The following is a 15,025-nucleotide window of genomic DNA, read 5'->3' on the forward strand; positions in this document are numbered from 1 at the left end:
CCCCCCCCGCCCCCCCGCCCCCCCCCCCCGCCCCCCCCCCCCCCGCCGCCCGCCCCCCCCCCCCCCCGGCCCCCGCCCCCCCCCCCCCCCCCCCCCGGGGGGGGGGGGGGGGGGGGGGCGGGGGGGGCATGCCGCCCGGAACGCTATAGATTAAGCGGGCAAATCGCGGTCGAGCGCTTCCAAAGAGCCGGTCCGCTCGGTCCCGTCTGCCATCGCGGGTAGTTCGATCTCGGCACAGGTGCCTTCGTCAACGAGGGTCCAGGCGTTGCCTTGGTAATCCGTAACGGACGTGCCGGCGCAGGTCGTGCCGGGGCCGGCGGCGCAATCGTTCTCGCCGGCCAGCGACACGCCGTAGCATTTCTCTTGCGAGGCGGCTGTGGCGGTGGTGGCGTGGCTGCCGAGTGCGGCAGCGACGGCCCCTGCGATGGCGGCGGTTTTGAGTGTGTTGGACATTGTGGTTTCCTTCCTGATGTTTGGACAGGCTTACTAGAGCAGCCTGTTCCCTCACAAGCCAGTCACGAGCGAGTGTGTCACAGTCCCGTCAGAAAATACGCCGAAAACCAGTGAAAATTGCAACTATCCCGCGCAGGAGGGGGGGAATTGTTACAAAACGCTCCGGCGGGCAGGAAGCAAATTGCCCCAAAGGCCGCCGGAGCGCAGTTTTGTTACACGCTGTTAGCGCAGGTCAGGCGGGGTTGCGTCCTGCGCCAGTTCGGCGGTGAGCGTATCGAGGGGCTGAACCGACGTTTGCTTTTGCCCCAGACGGCGGACTGACACAGTACGCTCCTCGACTTCACGCGCGCCCACTGCGAGGATCACTGGCACCTTGCCCAGCGAATGCTCGCGGACCTTGTAGTTGATCTTCTCGTTGCGCATATCCGCCTCGGCGCGGACGCCAGCGGCCTTAAGGGTCTCGACGACCTTGGTGACATAGTCATCCGCTTCGGATGTGATGGAGGCGACGACGACTTGCCGCGGAGCGAGCCAGAAGGGCAGTTTGCCAGCGTGTTCCTCGATCAGGATGCCGATGAACCGCTCGAAACTGCCCAAGGTGGCGCGGTGCAGCATCACAGGGCGGTGCTTGTTGCCGTCCTGCCCGATGAAGCTCGCCTCAAGCCGCTCGGGCAGGTTGGCATCGACCTGCAGGGTGCCGCACTGCCAGTTGCGCCCGATGGCGTCGGTCAGGGTGAACTCAAGCTTCGGCCCGTAGAAGGCGCCTTCGCCCTCCAGCACCTCAAAGTCATAGCCGGCGGCCTTGCAGGCATCGCCAAGCGCCTGCTCCATGTTGTCCCATGTCTCATCGGAACCGATCCGCTTTTCGGGGCGGGTGGAGAGCTTGATGGCCCAGTTCTCAAACCCGAGGTCGGCATAGACCTTGGAAAGGAAAGCGATGAACTTGGCGGTTTCCGAGGTGATCTGTTCTTCGGCGCAGAAGATATGCCCATCGTCTTGGGTAAAGCCGCGCACCCGCATGATGCCGTGCAGCGCCCCCGACGGCTCATAGCGCGCGCAGGATCCGAACTCGGCCATGCGCAGGGGCAGGTCGCGGTAGGATTTCAGGCCTTGGTTAAACACCTGCACGTGGCAGGGGCAGTTCATCGGCTTGAGCGCGTTCACCGCCTTCTCGCGGGCGTGCTCCTCGTCAACCTCAACGATGAACATGTTCTCTTGGTACTTGTCCCAATGGCCGGATTTTTCCCACAGCTTGCGGTCGACGACCTGCGGAGTGTTCACCTCGACATAGCCGTCGCGGTCCTGCATGCGGCGCATGTAGTCCTGCAGGGTGGTGTAGATGCGCCAGCCATTAGGGTGCCAAAAGACTTGGCCCGGTGCCTCTTCCTGCATGTGGAACAGGCCCATCTCTTTGCCCAGCTTGCGGTGGTCACGCTTGGCGGCTTCTTCGAGCATGTTGAGATGCGCGCGCAGCTTTTCCTTGCCGGTGAAAGCCACGCCGTAGATGCGTTGCAGCATGGCGCGGCTGCTGTCGCCGCGCCAATAGGCGCCGGCGATGGACATCAGCTTGAAGGCATCGCCCGGCACCTGGCCGGTGTGTTGCAGGTGCGGGCCACGGCAGAGGTCTTGCCAGTCGCCGTGCCAATACATCCGCAGCGGCTCGTCGCCGGGGATCGCGTTGATCAACTCGACCTTATAGGGCTCGTTCAAGTCTTCGTAATGCTTGATCGCGCGCGCGCGGTCCCAGACCTCGGTGCGGACGGGGTCGCGTTTGTTGATGATCTCTTTCATCTTCTTTTCGATCGCGCCAAGGTCTTCGGGGGTGAAGGGCTCTTTACGGTCAAAATCGTAATACCAGCCGTCCTTGATCACCGGGCCGATGGTGACCTTGGTGTCGGGCCAAATTTCTTGCACGGCGCGGGCCATGATGTGCGCGAGGTCGTGGCGCACCAGTTCATTGGCCTGCACTTCGTCAGCCATGGTGTGGATCGCGATGTCGGCATCTGCTTCAATCGGCCAAGCCAGATCGAAATGTGCGCCGTTGACGGTGGCGCTGATGGCCTTTTTGCCCAGCGATTTTGAGATGTCGGCAGCCACTTCGCTAGCGGTGATACCGGCGTTATATTGGCGGCTATTGCCATCGGGAAGGGTGAGGGAGATTTGGGCCATCTTGGGCGCTCCTCGTCGGTTTGGCGCCTACGAGACGCCCGGTTGCGGGTTATGTGTTGCGCCTATGTGGCGGGGCGGGGGCGTTTTGTCAATGCGAGCGGGACGTTGGGCGGGGAAGTTGCGGCCCTGCGGCGGCGCGCTATGTCAGGCGGGCAACAACGAGGATGGGTCACATGCAAGACGACACGGCGCAGCGCGCTTTCGAAACGATTTCGGAGGCGGATGACCCGGCACCGGGGTTGGACGACAAGGCGCAGCGGGCCGAGGCGCGTAATGGGCTGCGCCATATCCTGTCACTGTCGATGACTAAAGTGGCCGATGGTCTGATCGATCCCAAGCTGGTGTTGGCGTGGCTGCTGAGTGCCCTCGGCGCGCCTGCAGTCTTTGCGGGGGCCTTAGTCCCGATCCGCGAGGCCGGATCGCTCTTGCCGCAAATCGCGCTGGCGGGCGTGGTGCAGCGCATGGCGCGGCGCAAATGGGCTTGGGTCTGGGGCTCGGTCGGGCAGGGCGTGGCGGCGGCGCTGATCGCCCTCGCCGCGCTGAGCCTTGAGGGGGCCACGGCGGGCTATGCCATCTGCGCGGCACTCGCGTTGCTGGCCGTTTGCCGCGCCGCCTGTTCGGTGTCGTTCAAGGAAATTTTGGGCAAGACCGTGGGCAAAACCCGGCGCGGATCGGTGACCGGACTGGCGGGGTCCGTGTCCTCGGTCGGGGTGGTGATTTTTGCCGGGCTCTTGATGTCGGGCCTGTTTCAAAGCCGCGGTGTCGTCGTGGTGGCGATTGCGCTGGCGGCGGGGCTCTGGGTCGCGGCGGCGCTGCTCTTCTCAACGATCGAAGAAACGCCGAGCGAGACCGAAAAGGCCGATGGCGTGGATTTCAAACTGCTGCGCGGCAATCGCGACCTGTGGCTGTTCATTCTGGTGCGCGGGCTTTTGGTGTCGACCGCCCTTGCGCCGCCCTATCTGGTCGTGCTGGCCGGATCGTCGGAGGGCGGGCAGTTGGGGCAGCTGGGCGCCTTGGTGCTGGCCTCGGCATTGGCATCCTTGGTCAGCTCTTATGTCTGGGGGCGGCTATCAGATATGTCGAGTCGCCGGGTGCTGATGCTGACGGGCATCGTCGGCGCGGTGGCGATGGCCTTGGCGGTAGGGCTGTGGTTCCTTGGTTTGGCGCAGGCGGTCTGGGCGATGCCCGGCGTGCTGTTCATCCTGATGATCGCTTATCACGGCGTCCGGCAGGGGCGCTCGACCTATCTGGTCGACATGGCCCCGAAAGACCACCGCGCCGCCTATGCCGCCGTGAGCAATACGGTGATCGGTTTGCTTTTGCTGCTGGCCGGGGTGCTGGGCGGTGGTGCTGCGCTGATCGGGGCGCAGGCGACGCTGATGCTCTTTGCCGTGATGGCGGTTGCCGCCGCGGTTCTGGCCCATTGGCTGCCGGAGGTTGAGCATCTTTCCGAGGACTGACTTGCCCTCATCCGCGGCGATGCCCATGATTGGGCCAAAGACGGAGGCAGCATGGCAGACAGCAAATTCATCGACACGCCGCAGGGACGGCGCATCGCCTATCACAAGACCGAAGGGGCGGGGCCCTGTGTTGTTTTCCTCGGCGGGCTGAAGTCCGATATGATGGGGACCAAGGCAGTCTATCTCGAAGACTGGGCGCGGGCCGAGGGGCGGGCCTTTCTGCGATTCGACTACTCCGGTCATGGGGAATCCTCGGGCAGCTTCACCGAAGGCTGCATCGGCGATTGGCACGAAGATACGCTGGCCGCAGTTACGGCGCTGACCGAGGGGCCGCTGATCGTAGTGGGGTCGTCCATGGGGGGCTGGCAGGCGCTGCTGTTGGCGCGGCAGCGGCCTGAGCGTATTGCCGGGCTAGTCGGCATCGCCGCCGCGCCTGATTTTACCGAAGACGGATACTGGGCGAACTTCACCGAGGCGCAGAAACAGACGCTGGCAGAGGTCGGGCAGGTCGAACTGCCGTCGGACTATATGGAGCCCTATGTCATCACCCGCCGGATGATCGAGGACGGGCGCAAGCGGTTGGTGCTGCGCGATCCGCTGAACCTGCCGTTCCCCGTGCGGCTGCTGCAGGGCACGGCGGACACCGCCGTCAGCACGGCCACGGCGGTGCGGCTACTGGAGCACGCGCAGAGCCCTGATATGCAACTGACGCTGGTCAAAGACGCCGATCACCGCTTCTCAGACGCGCGCTGTCTGGCGATGATCGTCGCGGCGATAAACGAGGTTTCCGGCAAAGAGGGCTGACCCAAGGCGCGGGCATGGAACCGCCGATAAGGTCGCACCCCCGATGCCACCCCAAACCACCCATGCTAAGAGACCGCCAAACCCAAGGGGGACGGCATGAAACCACGTCATTTCAACCGCATACCGCAGCGGAGCCTGCGCAATGGCTGAGCCGCTTGTTCTGCTGCCCGGCATGATGTGCGACGCTCGTGTCTTTACACCACAGGTCCGAGTGCTCTCCCCACGCAGCACGGTGGTGTTGGCTCCGATCACCCAAGGGGAACGGATCGAAGAGATCGCCTCGGGCCTTTTGGATCAATTGCCGCCGCGTTTCGCGCTGGTGGGGCAGGGCATGGGCGGTGTGGTGGCGCTGGAGCTTTTGCGCCGCGCCCCCGACCGGATCAGCCGCATTGCGTTGCTGGCGACGCAGGTGCTGGCCGAACTGCCCGCCATCGCCGCAGACCGGGAGCCGCAGATCATCATGGCGCAATCCGGCAAGCTGGGGGAGGCGATGCAGGCGCGGATGGCCTCGGGCTTTCTCGCCCCCGGCAAGGGGCGGGGCGAGGTGCTGACCCGCGCGATGGAGATGGCCGAGACACTTGGCGGAGATACCTTTGTGCGCCAGTCCCGTGCCTTGCAACGGCGGCGGGACCAGCAAGCCGTGCTGCGCAAATGCAAGGTGCCGGCACTGGTGCTTTGTGGGGAGCATGACATGCTCTGTCCGGTCAAACGCCACGCCTTCATGGCCGAGATGATCCCCTACGCCAAGCTGACGGTGCTGGAGGATGCAGGCCATTGGCCCAGCCTAGAGGCCCCAGAGGCCACAACCGCCGCGCTGCGCGACTGGCTGCATCAACCTCTGGTGCTGCAATAGGACGGCGGCTCAGGCCGCTGCCGGTTTGTCCGTCTTCTTGGGCGCGGATTTCTGAGCCTCGGGTTTCTGAGGCTCGGGCTTTTTCGGCTCGGGCTGCCCATTGTTGGCGTCAATAAAGTCCAGCACCAAGGGCCGGATATTATTGCGCCAGCTTTTGCCTGCAAAAATCCCGTAGTGGCCAGCCCCATCTTCAAGATGACTGGCCTTTTTGGAATCCGGCAGACCGGTCAGCAGATCAAGCGCCGCGATGCATTGGCCGGGGGCCGAGATGTCATCCTTGCTGCCCTCAACCGTCTTGACCGCCACCGTGGTGATCTTACCGATATCGACCTGTCGGCCCGCCACGGTAAAGACATTGCGGGCGATCTCGCGCTCTTTAAACACGCGCTGCACGGTCGACAGATAGAACTCTGCCGGCATGTCCATCACGGCGAGGTATTCGTCGTAGAACTTGTTGTGCTTGTCATGCTCATGCGCCGCTTTTTGCGCGACGCGGGTGATCTGATTGGTGAACGCATCGCGGTGGGTGTCATTGTTCATCGAGATGAAAGACGCCAGTTGCAACAGCCCCGGATAGACCTTGCGGCCCACGCCTGCATATTTGAACCCAACCTGCTGGATCATCATCTGCTCAAGCTGGCCCATGGTCACGCTATGGCCAAAGTCAGTCACATCCGTCGGCGTGGCATCAGGATCAATCGGCCCGCCAATCAGCGTCAGTGTGCGCGGCTGCGCTTCGGGCGCTTCTTCGGCCAGATAGGCGGTGGCCGCCAAGGTCAGCGGGGCAGGCTGGCAAACCGCGATCACATGGGTGTCGGGGCCAAGGTGGTGCATGAAATCAACGAGGTAAAGCGTATAGTCCTCGATGTCGAATTTGCCTGCGCTAACTGGAATATCACGGGCATTGTGCCAGTCTGTCACATAGACGTCGCAATCAGGCAGCAGGGAGATCACAGTGGACCGAAGGAGCGTGGCATAATGACCGGACATTGGCGCAACCAGCAGAACCTTACGGCCCGTCTCTTTGCGGCCTTGGACCGAGAATTTCAGCAGATCGCCAAAGGGGCGTTCCATCACCGGCTCGATGCTGACCAGACAATCTTGGCCCGTGGGACCGACCACCGGGGGGATGTCCCAATCGGGTTTCACGACCATCCGGGCGAAACTACGCTCAGTCACTTCGCCCCATGCCGCCAACCATTCCATCGCAGGGTTTGGAAACAGAGAGAAAGCCGGGTAGGATGCCATAGCAAGCGCCGAAGCGCCGAGCCATTGATTGGTATTCCGGATGGACTCCATCATGTCGTAGGTGGCCATATAGCGCATGTGGGGGCTCCTTTATGCTGCACCTGCAAAGATAGGAGGTAAGGGTTAAGATGACAACAGAATCCGAAAATCCCGAGATTGTTGAGCCTCAAGCCCTGTCTCGAATGGCGCAAAACCTGAAAAAGGTTGAAGAATTAAGTAAGCGCCTGACCCGGGTGATGTCGCAGCGCGAGGGCCATCAGCCCGCGTTGGACGGGCCGAACCAACAACTTTTCGCGAAAGCAGCACAGTCTTACTGGGCCGAGGCGATGACAAATCCGGCCCGTTTGATGGAGCATCAGATGGGCTATTGGACCAAATCGGTCGCCCATTTCGTCGAGGCGCAGCAGGCGCTGGCCAAAGGCGGGCTGGCCCCGGTCGAGGGGGAGGCACCCACCGACAAACGTTTTGCCAATCCGCTGTGGCAGACCCATCCCTATTTCAACTTCATCAAGCAGCAGTATCTGATCAACGCCGAAGCGCTGCGCCAAGCGGTCGAAGACGCCCAAGACATGGACCCGGCCGAGAAGAAGCGGCTGGTCTATTTCAGTCAGCAGATCATCGCGATGATGTCGCCGACCAATTTCCTTGCCACCAACCCCGATGTCTTGGAGCGCGCGGTAGAGACCGAAGGCGAGAGCCTTGTGAAGGGGCTGGAAAACCTGATTGCTGATCTGGAGGCCAACAACGGCGAGTTGGTCGTGAAACTGGCCGATGACAGCGCCTTCGAGTTGGGCCGTAACATCGCCACCACGCCCGGCAAGGTGGTGTTTCGCAACCGCATGTTCGAGCTGATCCAATACACGCCCAGCACCGAAGAGGTGCACAAGACCCCGTTGCTGATCTTCCCCCCATGGATCAACAAGTTCTACATCCTCGATCTCAAGGCGCAGAACAGCCTCGTCAAATGGCTTGTCGATCAGGGGCACACGCTGTTCGTCGTCTCATGGGTGAACCCCGATGTCAGCTATGCCCAGATCGGCATGGAGGATTACGTCGAAGAGGGCTACCTCGCCGCGATTGAAGAGGTGAAGGCGATCACGGATGAAAAGCGCGTGAATGTCGTCGGCTATTGTATTGCAGGCACCACGCTGGCGTTGACGCTCTCGCTGTTGAAAAAACGCAGCGACACCTCGATCAAATCCGCGACCTTCTTCACCGCGCTCACCGATTTCTCGGATCAGGGCGAATTCCAGCCCTTCCTCACCAATGACTTCATCGACGGGATCGAGGCCGAGACGGCGGACAAGGGCATTCTGCCCTCCGTGGTCATGGCGCGGACCTTCTCTTTTCTGCGCTCCAACGATCTGGTCTATGGACCCGCCGTGCGCAGCTATATGATGGGAGAGACCCCACCGGCATTTGATCTGCTCTATTGGAACGGGGACGGGGCCAATCTGCCGGGGCAAATGGCGATGCAATATCTGCGCGGCCTGTGCCAGCGGAATGAATTGGCCGAGGGCGGGTATAAACTGTTGGGCGAGCGGCTGACCCTTGGCGATATCGAGGTGCCACTCTGCGCCGTGGCCTGCGAGACGGACCATATCGCGCCGTGGAAGGACTGCTACCGTGGCGTGCAGCAGATGGGCTCGAAGGACAAGACCTTCATCATGGCGCAATCGGGCCATATCGCGGGCATCGTGAACCCGCCCAGCCGCAATAAATACGGCCACTATGTGAACGGTGACCTCAGCCAAGATTACGCAGCTTGGCGCGAGGCCGCAACCTATCACGAAGGGTCATGGTGGCCGCGGTGGGGCAAGTGGCTGGTCAAGCGCGCAGGCGCTATGATTCCCGCGCGCTTTCCCGGCGATGATGGCCGCGAGGTTCTCGGCGACGCGCCGGGCGCCTATGTGGCCCGCAAGGCAAATGACTGATTACCTTACGTAATCTTAGCGCGCTAGGCAGCCTATGCTGCAATGCAGAAAAAACCTTGAAATGCTGCACTGCGGCATCTATATTGTGGTCAGACGCGAAACGGACGGGTCTTCCCGCTCCCTTGCCACAGTAGCAGTAAAAGGATTGAGACATGACCAAGACACCTGACATGACCGCGATGTTCAAAGACATTATGGGCGCTTTCCCCGTGGATAACGCCGCTATGCAAGACGCATTCAAAAACACCGCCTCCCTGAACGAGAAACTCTCGGGCGTTGCCTTTGACGCGGCTGAAAAATCGGCTGATATCTCCACCGCCTGGACCAAAGAAACTCTGTCCCGCCTGACCGAGATGACCAAAGTCAAAGCCGAGCCCACAGACTACGCCAAAGCGATGACCGATTTCGCTTCCGCCTCCGCTGAATCTGCGGCCGAGCATATGGCCGCCTTCGCCGAGATCGCGAAAAAGGTGCAGATGGACACTGTTGAGCTGATGATGTCGGCTGGCAAAGAGTTCCAGAGCGACGCGACTGCCGCAGCGACCAAAACAGCCGAGAACGCTCAGGCTGCTGCCAAGAAATCCACCGTGAAGTAAACCGCCCGTCGGTTTTTTCTTCTCGGCATGGTGCCTAGAAAAAGGGCAGGTCCAATCGGGCCTGCCCTTTTGTCATGCGCTCTTTCTATTTGCCGATCCCTGTCCTAAGCTGCGATGCAGCACCACTGGTCGGGAGTAACATCATGGCGGACAAACCGAAGCCCTTGCTGATAAAACGCTATGCCAGCCGCAGGCTCTACAATACCGAAACAAGCGATTACGTCACCTTGGAGGATATCGCCGGTTTCATCCGCGATGGCCGTGAAGTTCAGATCGTCGACCTGAAGTCTGGCGATGACTTGACACGGCAATATCTGTTGCAAATCATCGCTGAACACGAAAGCCGGGGCGAAGCCGTCTTGCCGGTCGATGTGCTCACCGATCTGGTCCGCAGCTATATGTCGGGCAATGTTTCGGTGGTGCCGCAGTTCTTGCAGGCCTCTTTCGACATGCTCCGCGATGGGCAGAGCAAAGTGGTCGAAAACATGAGCGCGATGAACCCGATGGCCAAAATGCCCGGCATGGAAGCGATGCAGGCGCAGCAAGAAGCCTTCATGAAAGCGATGACAGGAGGCTGGGCCAAATCGACCGCACCGGAACCACCCAAGCAACAGGCCGAACAGGGCGACGATCTGGATGCGATCAAAAAGCAGTTGGCCGAATTGCAAGACAAACTGTCAAAGCTGAACTGACCCACCCCCGGTGAGGGAGCCCTGCGCTCCCTCCTTTCGGTGCACCCCTATGCAGCCTGCGCATCCGCCACATCGGCCAGCGCCGCCAAGATCACATCCGCCACAGCGTCGATCTCATCCAGCGTCAACTGTACCGGCAGGCGCACGTCACAGGCCCGCATCAACATGGCGCGGGTGCGCGGCAGGTCAGGCAGGTCTTCGATGAACTGCCAGTTCCAGAATGCCCGGGCGTTGTCGGTGCTCTGGCCAAAGACCTGCACCTTCACACCCGCCGCCTCTGCTGCCGCGGCGAAGGCGCGGATCGTGGCATCGGGCAGGCCGACCAGATTGAACTGGATCGAATCCGGCGCGCGGGTCTCTCCGGGCAGGGGGCTTGGCACATCGATCAATGGTGAGGTCGCCAGCCGCGCGGCCATGTGATCATGATTGCGCAGCCCATCCGCCACCCGGCGCGGCAGATGCGACAGTTGCGGACGGATGATCGCCGCCGACAGGTTCGACATCCGCAGATTGTAAAGCGGCAGCCGGTTCTGCCACGTGGCAAAGCTGTCTTGCAGGGCTGCGTGTTTTCTCCAATTATGCTCATAGGCGCCCGACATGATGATGGCACGGGCCACCAGATCGGCATCATCGGTGATCAGGATGCCCCCTTCGCCCGCGTTGATCATCTTGTAGGACTGAAAAGAGAAACAGCCGATTTTGCCAATCGTGCCAATCTTTCGCCCCTGCCAAAGCGTTCCCAGCGAATGGGCGGCGTCTTCGATCACCGCCACATCGGCGGCCTCACAAAGCGCCATGATCGCATCCATATCCGAAGTGTGCCCGCGCATATGGCTGATAATCACGGCCTGAACACCGGGCAATTTGGCGGCGAAATCCTCAAGATCGACGCGGTAATTCTCGCCAACCTCGCAAAGCACCGGCTTACAGCCTGCGTGGATCACCGCAGAGGGCACGGCGGCGAAAGTAAACCCTGGGATCAGCACCGACGCCTCTTTCGGCAGGTCCAAGGCGAGCAAGGACAGAAACAGCGCGGCAGAGCATGAGGATACGGCCAGCGCATATTCACTGCCCATCATCCGCGCAAATTCGACCTCCAGCAAGGAAACGGGCGCGTCCTTTGCCGCGGTGTAGCGAAAAAGATCGCCGCTTTGCAAAAGCGCCGCAATGGCGGCCTCGGCTTCAGCGGGGATAGGTTCGGCGCAGTGCATGTCGGGCAAAGCCATATTTCAAAATCCTGAATAATGATTTCCAGAATTGTAAAACAACACGCCGCTCAGGCCAAGAGAAGACCAGCGCAGCCTGCACCCCAGTTCTTCCTTCATTCTTTCTTAAATACCCGCGGGGGAATCGCGCCCCCGGCGCGATGGAGCCAGCGCCCCCCCTTTTTACAGGCCCGCCCAAAACGAGCCCCCCGCCATTGCCGCTCACACTGGAGAGGTCAAAGACCCAGCCGATCCCGCGTCGCATACCAAAGCATGGCCAGCACCAGCAGCGGGCTGCGCAGAGAGGCGCCACCCGGAAATGCCTGCGTCGGGATCGCGGCCATCGTGTCGAACCCATCGGCATCGCCCTCGATCGCCTTGGCCATCAGATAGCCTGCGTGGGTCGCCGTACCGACGCCGTGGCCAGAATAGCCCGAGGCCGATAAGATGTTCGGCGCCAGCCGCGCGACATAGGGCAGGCGCTTCATCGTGATGCCCAAGGTGCCGCCCCAAGCATAGTCGATCTTCACATCCTTCAACTGCGGAAAGACCTGCGACATCGGTTTGCGCACCTTGGCGGCGATGTCCTGCGGGAACCGGTAGCCATAGCTTTCGCCGCCACCAAAAAGCAGCCGCCCGTCGTGCGACAGCCGGAAGTAATTCACCACGAACCGGCTGTCAGCCACGGCCACGTCGCGCGGCAGCACGTCATTTATGCGGTCGCCCAAGGGTTCGGTGGCGGCAATGAAGTTGTTGATCGGCATGACCCGCGCGGCCACGTCGCCGTTCAACTTGCCCAGATAGCCGTTGCAGGCCAGCACCACATGGTCGGCAGAGACGCTGCCGGTGGCGGTCTGCACCAGTGCCTTGCTGCCTTCGACGATATTCTCGGCGGGGCTTGTCTCATGAATGCGCACGCCTGCGGCGGCTGCGGCGTGGGCAAGACCAAGCGCATAGTTCAGCGGATGCAGGTGCGCCGCACCCATGTCAAGCACGCCGCCCTTGTAGTCGGGCGAGGGGCAAACCGATTGCAGCGCGGCGTGGTCCAACACCTCAATCTCATCATAACCGTAGTGCTTTTGCAGATGTTCCGCATAGTCGTGCAGATGCCGCACGTCAGAGGCGGTCGATCCGGTCCATGCCACGCCGGGTTTCAGGTGGCAGTCGATCTCATGTTTTTCGATCAGCGATTTGACCAGCGCCTTGGCCTCTTGTCCCATCTCCCAAAGCTTGCTGGCATGCTCTTGGCCCAGCATTTTCTCAAGACCGTCCTGCTCGACCCGCTGGCCTGACCCCAACTGCCCGCCGTTGCGGCCCGATGCGCCAAAGCCCACGCGCTGCGCGTCCAACAGCACCACGTCATAGCCCGCCTCCGCCAGATGCAGCGCGGCGGAAAGCCCGGTATAGCCCCCGCCAACGACACAGACATCGGCTTTGGTGTCGCCCTGCAGCGGCGGGTAGGCCGTATGCTTCGTGGCGGTGGCGGCGTACCAGCTGGTGGGGTGCTGGCCGGGCGTGTCATTGGCGTAAAGCAGGTTCATCGGGCCTCCGGGCGTTAGACGTTCATCAGCAGATGTTCACGTTCCCATGGTGAGATGACCTGTAGGAACTCCTCATATTCCGCCCGTTTCACGATGGAATAGACGCGGGCGAACTCCGGACCCAAAGCCTCATGCAGCTCTGTGGCTTCCTCAAACAGATCAAGCGCTTGGCCCAGAACTTGGGGGATGTCCCCTTCGCCGACATAGGCGTCGCCTTTGAATTCGGGCAGCGGGTCTTTCTGCTGGATCAATCCCAGATAGCCGCAGGCGAGGCTGGCGGCGATGCCGAGGTAGGGGTTGCAATCCATCCCCGCCAGACGGTTCTCAACCCGGCGCGATTTTGGCCCCGAGAGCGGCACGCGGATGCCTGTGGTCCGGTTGTCGCGGCCCCACTCAAGGTTGATCGGCGCGGCGTGATCTTTGACGTAGCGGCGGTAGGAGTTGACGTAGGGCGCGATCACGGCCAGCGCCGAGGGCATGTGGTTTTGCAGCCCGGCGATGAAGTGCTGGAAGGGCGCAGTCTCTTCCCCATCCGCATCGACAAAGATGTTTTCGCCGGTTTTCACGTCGAGCACCGAATGGTGGATGTGCATCGCGCTGCCCGGCTCATCGGCAATCGGCTTGGCCATGAAGGTGGCGTAGCACTCGTGCCGCATCGCCGCTTCGCGGATCAGGCGTTTGAAGTAAAACACTTCGTCGGCCAGACGCACCGGATCGCCGTGCTGCAGGTTGATCTCAAGCTGGCCAGCACCGCCTTCTTGGGTGATGCCGTCGATTTCAAAACCCTGCGCCTCGGCAAAGTCATAGATGTCGTCGATGACGGGGCCGAATTCATCCACGGCGGTCATCGAATAGGCCTGCCGCGCCGCCGCGGGGCGGCCCGAGCGGCCCATCATCGGCTGAATTTCCTTGGCCGGGTCGATGTTGCGCGCCACAAGGAAGAATTCCATCTCAGGGGCCACCACAGGCTCCCATCCCTTGTCGCGGTACAGTTGCACCACCCGTTTAAGCACATTGCGCGGCGAATAGGCCACCGGCTCATTGTTGCGGTCATAGGCGTCGTGGATGACCTGAAGCGTCCAGTCCCCGGTCCATGGGGCGGCGGTGGCCGTGTCCATGTCCGGGCGCAGGATCATGTCCTTTTCGATAAACCCGTCATCGCCCGCCGCTTCGCCCCATTCGCCGGTGATGGTCTGGTAAAAGATACTGTCGGGCAGGTGAAAGTAATCCTGCCGCGCGAATTTCGACGCCGGGACAGCCTTGCCGCGGGCAATGCCGGGCAGGTCGGGGATAATACATTCCACTTCGTCCAGACGCCGGCCCTCAAGATAGGCGCGCGCCGCTTCGGGTAGTGCTTCTGTCCAATCCTCGGCCATCAGGCCCTCTCTTTCCTGTTGTCTTTAAAGAATGCGGCCATTTGGTCCGCGATTTTATGGTTATCAATGGGGCCACCAAGCGCGGCGGTGGCCTGTTCAAGCTGGTGGTCTGGCACCACGCCTTTGCCGCGGGTTTTGATCAGACCGTCAATGAAGTCATGCCCGAATTCGGGGTGCGGCTGAACCGTCCAGATGCGGTTGTCATAGGCCAGCGCCGCATAGGGGCAGAAATCAGACGAGGCGACGACCTTCGCACCCTCGGGCAGTTCGACAACCTGATCTTGATGCCATGCGTTGAGCGCCAGCTTGTCTCCGTCCATGTCGTATTCCGTGCGGCCAATCGACCAGCCGCCAGTAAACTTTTCAACCTTGCCACCCAGTGCTTGGGCAATGATCTGATGGCCAAAGCAAACGCCAATCATCGGGCGGCCATCGGCATAGGTCTCGCGGATGAAATCCTCCAGCGGCGGGATCCAGTCGTGATCCTCGTAAGCGCCGTGTTTGGACCCGGTGATGAGCCAGCCATCGGCCTCGCTCACCCCTTCGGGTAGGATGCCATCGACCACAGACCAAATCTGAAAATCAAAGTCGTGACCGTCCAGCAGCTTGGTGAACATTTCGCCATAGTCCCCAAGCTCTTTGCGGAAGTCATCGGGGGAATGGCCGGTTTGCAGAATGCCGATTTTCATGTGTC

The 15,025-nt window shown here is 61.5% G+C and carries 13 protein-coding genes; 6 read left to right on the plus strand and 7 right to left on the minus strand.

The window, feature by feature from the left end; all coding sequences use genetic code 11:
* Positions 1-150: 150 nt before the first annotated feature.
* Positions 151-453, minus strand: coding sequence for a DUF2282 domain-containing protein (locus O4H31_RS17745; protein ID WP_269347934.1), 303 nt, complete (start codon positions 451-453; stop codon positions 151-153).
* A gap of 222 nt (positions 454-675) precedes the next feature.
* A complete protein-coding gene (gene thrS / locus O4H31_RS17750; protein ID WP_269347935.1) occupies positions 676-2,622 on the minus strand; it encodes a threonine--tRNA ligase in 1,947 nt (648 codons plus the stop codon).
* Between the two features lie 173 nt (positions 2,623-2,795).
* Here thrS and O4H31_RS17755 point away from each other — a divergent pair, with 173 nt between their 5' ends.
* The 3 genes from O4H31_RS17755 (at position 2,796) to O4H31_RS17765 (ending at position 5,739) form a co-directional block, all read left to right on the plus strand.
* Positions 2,796-4,082 (plus strand): MFS transporter, encoded by a 1,287-nt coding sequence (locus tag O4H31_RS17755; protein ID WP_269347936.1) that lies wholly within the window; start codon positions 2,796-2,798, stop codon positions 4,080-4,082.
* A gap of 51 nt (positions 4,083-4,133) precedes the next feature.
* The gene (locus O4H31_RS17760; RefSeq protein WP_269347937.1) at positions 4,134-4,886 is read left to right on the plus strand and encodes an alpha/beta fold hydrolase; all 753 of its coding nucleotides are present in this window, start codon (positions 4,134-4,136) and stop codon (positions 4,884-4,886) included.
* 142 nt (positions 4,887-5,028) lie between these two features.
* A complete protein-coding gene (locus O4H31_RS17765; protein WP_269347938.1) occupies positions 5,029-5,739 on the plus strand; it encodes an alpha/beta fold hydrolase in 711 nt (236 codons plus the stop codon).
* Positions 5,740-5,748: 9 nt separating this feature from the next.
* Here the strand turns inward: O4H31_RS17765 and phaZ are convergent, their stop codons facing one another.
* Positions 5,749-7,065 (minus strand): polyhydroxyalkanoate depolymerase, encoded by a 1,317-nt coding sequence (gene phaZ / locus O4H31_RS17770; protein ID WP_269347939.1) that lies wholly within the window; start codon positions 7,063-7,065, stop codon positions 5,749-5,751.
* 50 nt (positions 7,066-7,115) lie between these two features.
* On the opposite strand from phaZ, the gene O4H31_RS17775 reads away from it, so the two are divergent.
* From O4H31_RS17775 to phaR, 3 genes are all read left to right on the plus strand, one after another.
* The gene (locus O4H31_RS17775; protein ID WP_269347940.1) at positions 7,116-8,921 is read left to right on the plus strand and encodes a PHA/PHB synthase family protein; all 1,806 of its coding nucleotides are present in this window, start codon (positions 7,116-7,118) and stop codon (positions 8,919-8,921) included.
* 152 nt (positions 8,922-9,073) lie between these two features.
* Positions 9,074-9,517 (plus strand): phasin family protein, encoded by a 444-nt coding sequence (locus tag O4H31_RS17780; protein ID WP_067622858.1) that lies wholly within the window; start codon positions 9,074-9,076, stop codon positions 9,515-9,517.
* Positions 9,518-9,660: 143 nt separating this feature from the next.
* Complete coding sequence (gene phaR / locus O4H31_RS17785; RefSeq protein ID WP_067622929.1) at positions 9,661-10,209, plus strand: polyhydroxyalkanoate synthesis repressor PhaR; 549 nt, start codon at positions 9,661-9,663, stop codon at positions 10,207-10,209.
* A gap of 47 nt (positions 10,210-10,256) precedes the next feature.
* Here phaR and O4H31_RS17790 read toward each other — a convergent pair whose 3' ends face one another.
* The 4 genes from O4H31_RS17790 to O4H31_RS17805 form a co-directional block, all read right to left on the minus strand.
* Positions 10,257-11,435, minus strand: coding sequence for a DegT/DnrJ/EryC1/StrS family aminotransferase (locus O4H31_RS17790; protein WP_269347941.1), 1,179 nt, complete (start codon positions 11,433-11,435; stop codon positions 10,257-10,259).
* 215 nt (positions 11,436-11,650) lie between these two features.
* Positions 11,651-12,955: an NAD(P)/FAD-dependent oxidoreductase gene (locus O4H31_RS17795; RefSeq protein WP_269347942.1), complete on the minus strand. Its 1,305-nt coding sequence runs from the start codon at positions 12,953-12,955 to the stop codon at positions 11,651-11,653.
* Positions 12,956-12,969: 14 nt separating this feature from the next.
* Positions 12,970-14,331 (minus strand): glutamine synthetase family protein, encoded by a 1,362-nt coding sequence (locus O4H31_RS17800; RefSeq protein ID WP_269347943.1) that lies wholly within the window; start codon positions 14,329-14,331, stop codon positions 12,970-12,972.
* Positions 14,331-15,020, minus strand: a complete 690-nt coding sequence (locus O4H31_RS17805; RefSeq protein WP_269347944.1) for a type 1 glutamine amidotransferase — start codon at positions 15,018-15,020, stop codon at positions 14,331-14,333. The genes O4H31_RS17800 and O4H31_RS17805 overlap by 1 nt, the downstream gene beginning before the upstream one ends.
* Positions 15,021-15,025 lie beyond the last annotated feature (5 nt).

This window comes from Sulfitobacter dubius (genome assembly GCF_027214245.1).
GTDB classification, from domain to species: domain Bacteria; phylum Pseudomonadota; class Alphaproteobacteria; order Rhodobacterales; family Rhodobacteraceae; genus Sulfitobacter; species Sulfitobacter dubius_A.

Bases quoted from the DNA above. Each gene is read 5' to 3' on its own strand.
- O4H31_RS17745 (WP_269347934.1), bottom strand. From the start codon at position 453: ATGTCCAACACACTCAAAACCGCCGCCATCGCAGGGGCCGTCGCTGCC.
- thrS (WP_269347935.1), bottom strand. From the start codon at position 2,622: ATGGCCCAAATCTCCCTCACCCTTCCCGATGGCAATAGCCGCCAATAT.
- O4H31_RS17755 (WP_269347936.1), top strand. From the start codon at position 2,796: ATGCAAGACGACACGGCGCAGCGCGCTTTCGAAACGATTTCGGAGGCG.
- O4H31_RS17760 (WP_269347937.1), top strand. From the start codon at position 4,134: ATGGCAGACAGCAAATTCATCGACACGCCGCAGGGACGGCGCATCGCC.
- O4H31_RS17765 (WP_269347938.1), top strand. From the start codon at position 5,029: ATGGCTGAGCCGCTTGTTCTGCTGCCCGGCATGATGTGCGACGCTCGT.
- phaZ (WP_269347939.1), bottom strand. From the start codon at position 7,065: ATGCGCTATATGGCCACCTACGACATGATGGAGTCCATCCGGAATACC.
- O4H31_RS17775 (WP_269347940.1), top strand. From the start codon at position 7,116: ATGACAACAGAATCCGAAAATCCCGAGATTGTTGAGCCTCAAGCCCTG.
- O4H31_RS17780 (WP_067622858.1), top strand. From the start codon at position 9,074: ATGACCAAGACACCTGACATGACCGCGATGTTCAAAGACATTATGGGC.
- phaR (WP_067622929.1), top strand. From the start codon at position 9,661: ATGGCGGACAAACCGAAGCCCTTGCTGATAAAACGCTATGCCAGCCGC.
- O4H31_RS17790 (WP_269347941.1), bottom strand. From the start codon at position 11,435: ATGGCTTTGCCCGACATGCACTGCGCCGAACCTATCCCCGCTGAAGCC.
- O4H31_RS17795 (WP_269347942.1), bottom strand. From the start codon at position 12,955: ATGAACCTGCTTTACGCCAATGACACGCCCGGCCAGCACCCCACCAGC.
- O4H31_RS17800 (WP_269347943.1), bottom strand. From the start codon at position 14,331: ATGGCCGAGGATTGGACAGAAGCACTACCCGAAGCGGCGCGCGCCTAT.
- O4H31_RS17805 (WP_269347944.1), bottom strand. From the start codon at position 15,020: ATGAAAATCGGCATTCTGCAAACCGGCCATTCCCCCGATGACTTCCGC.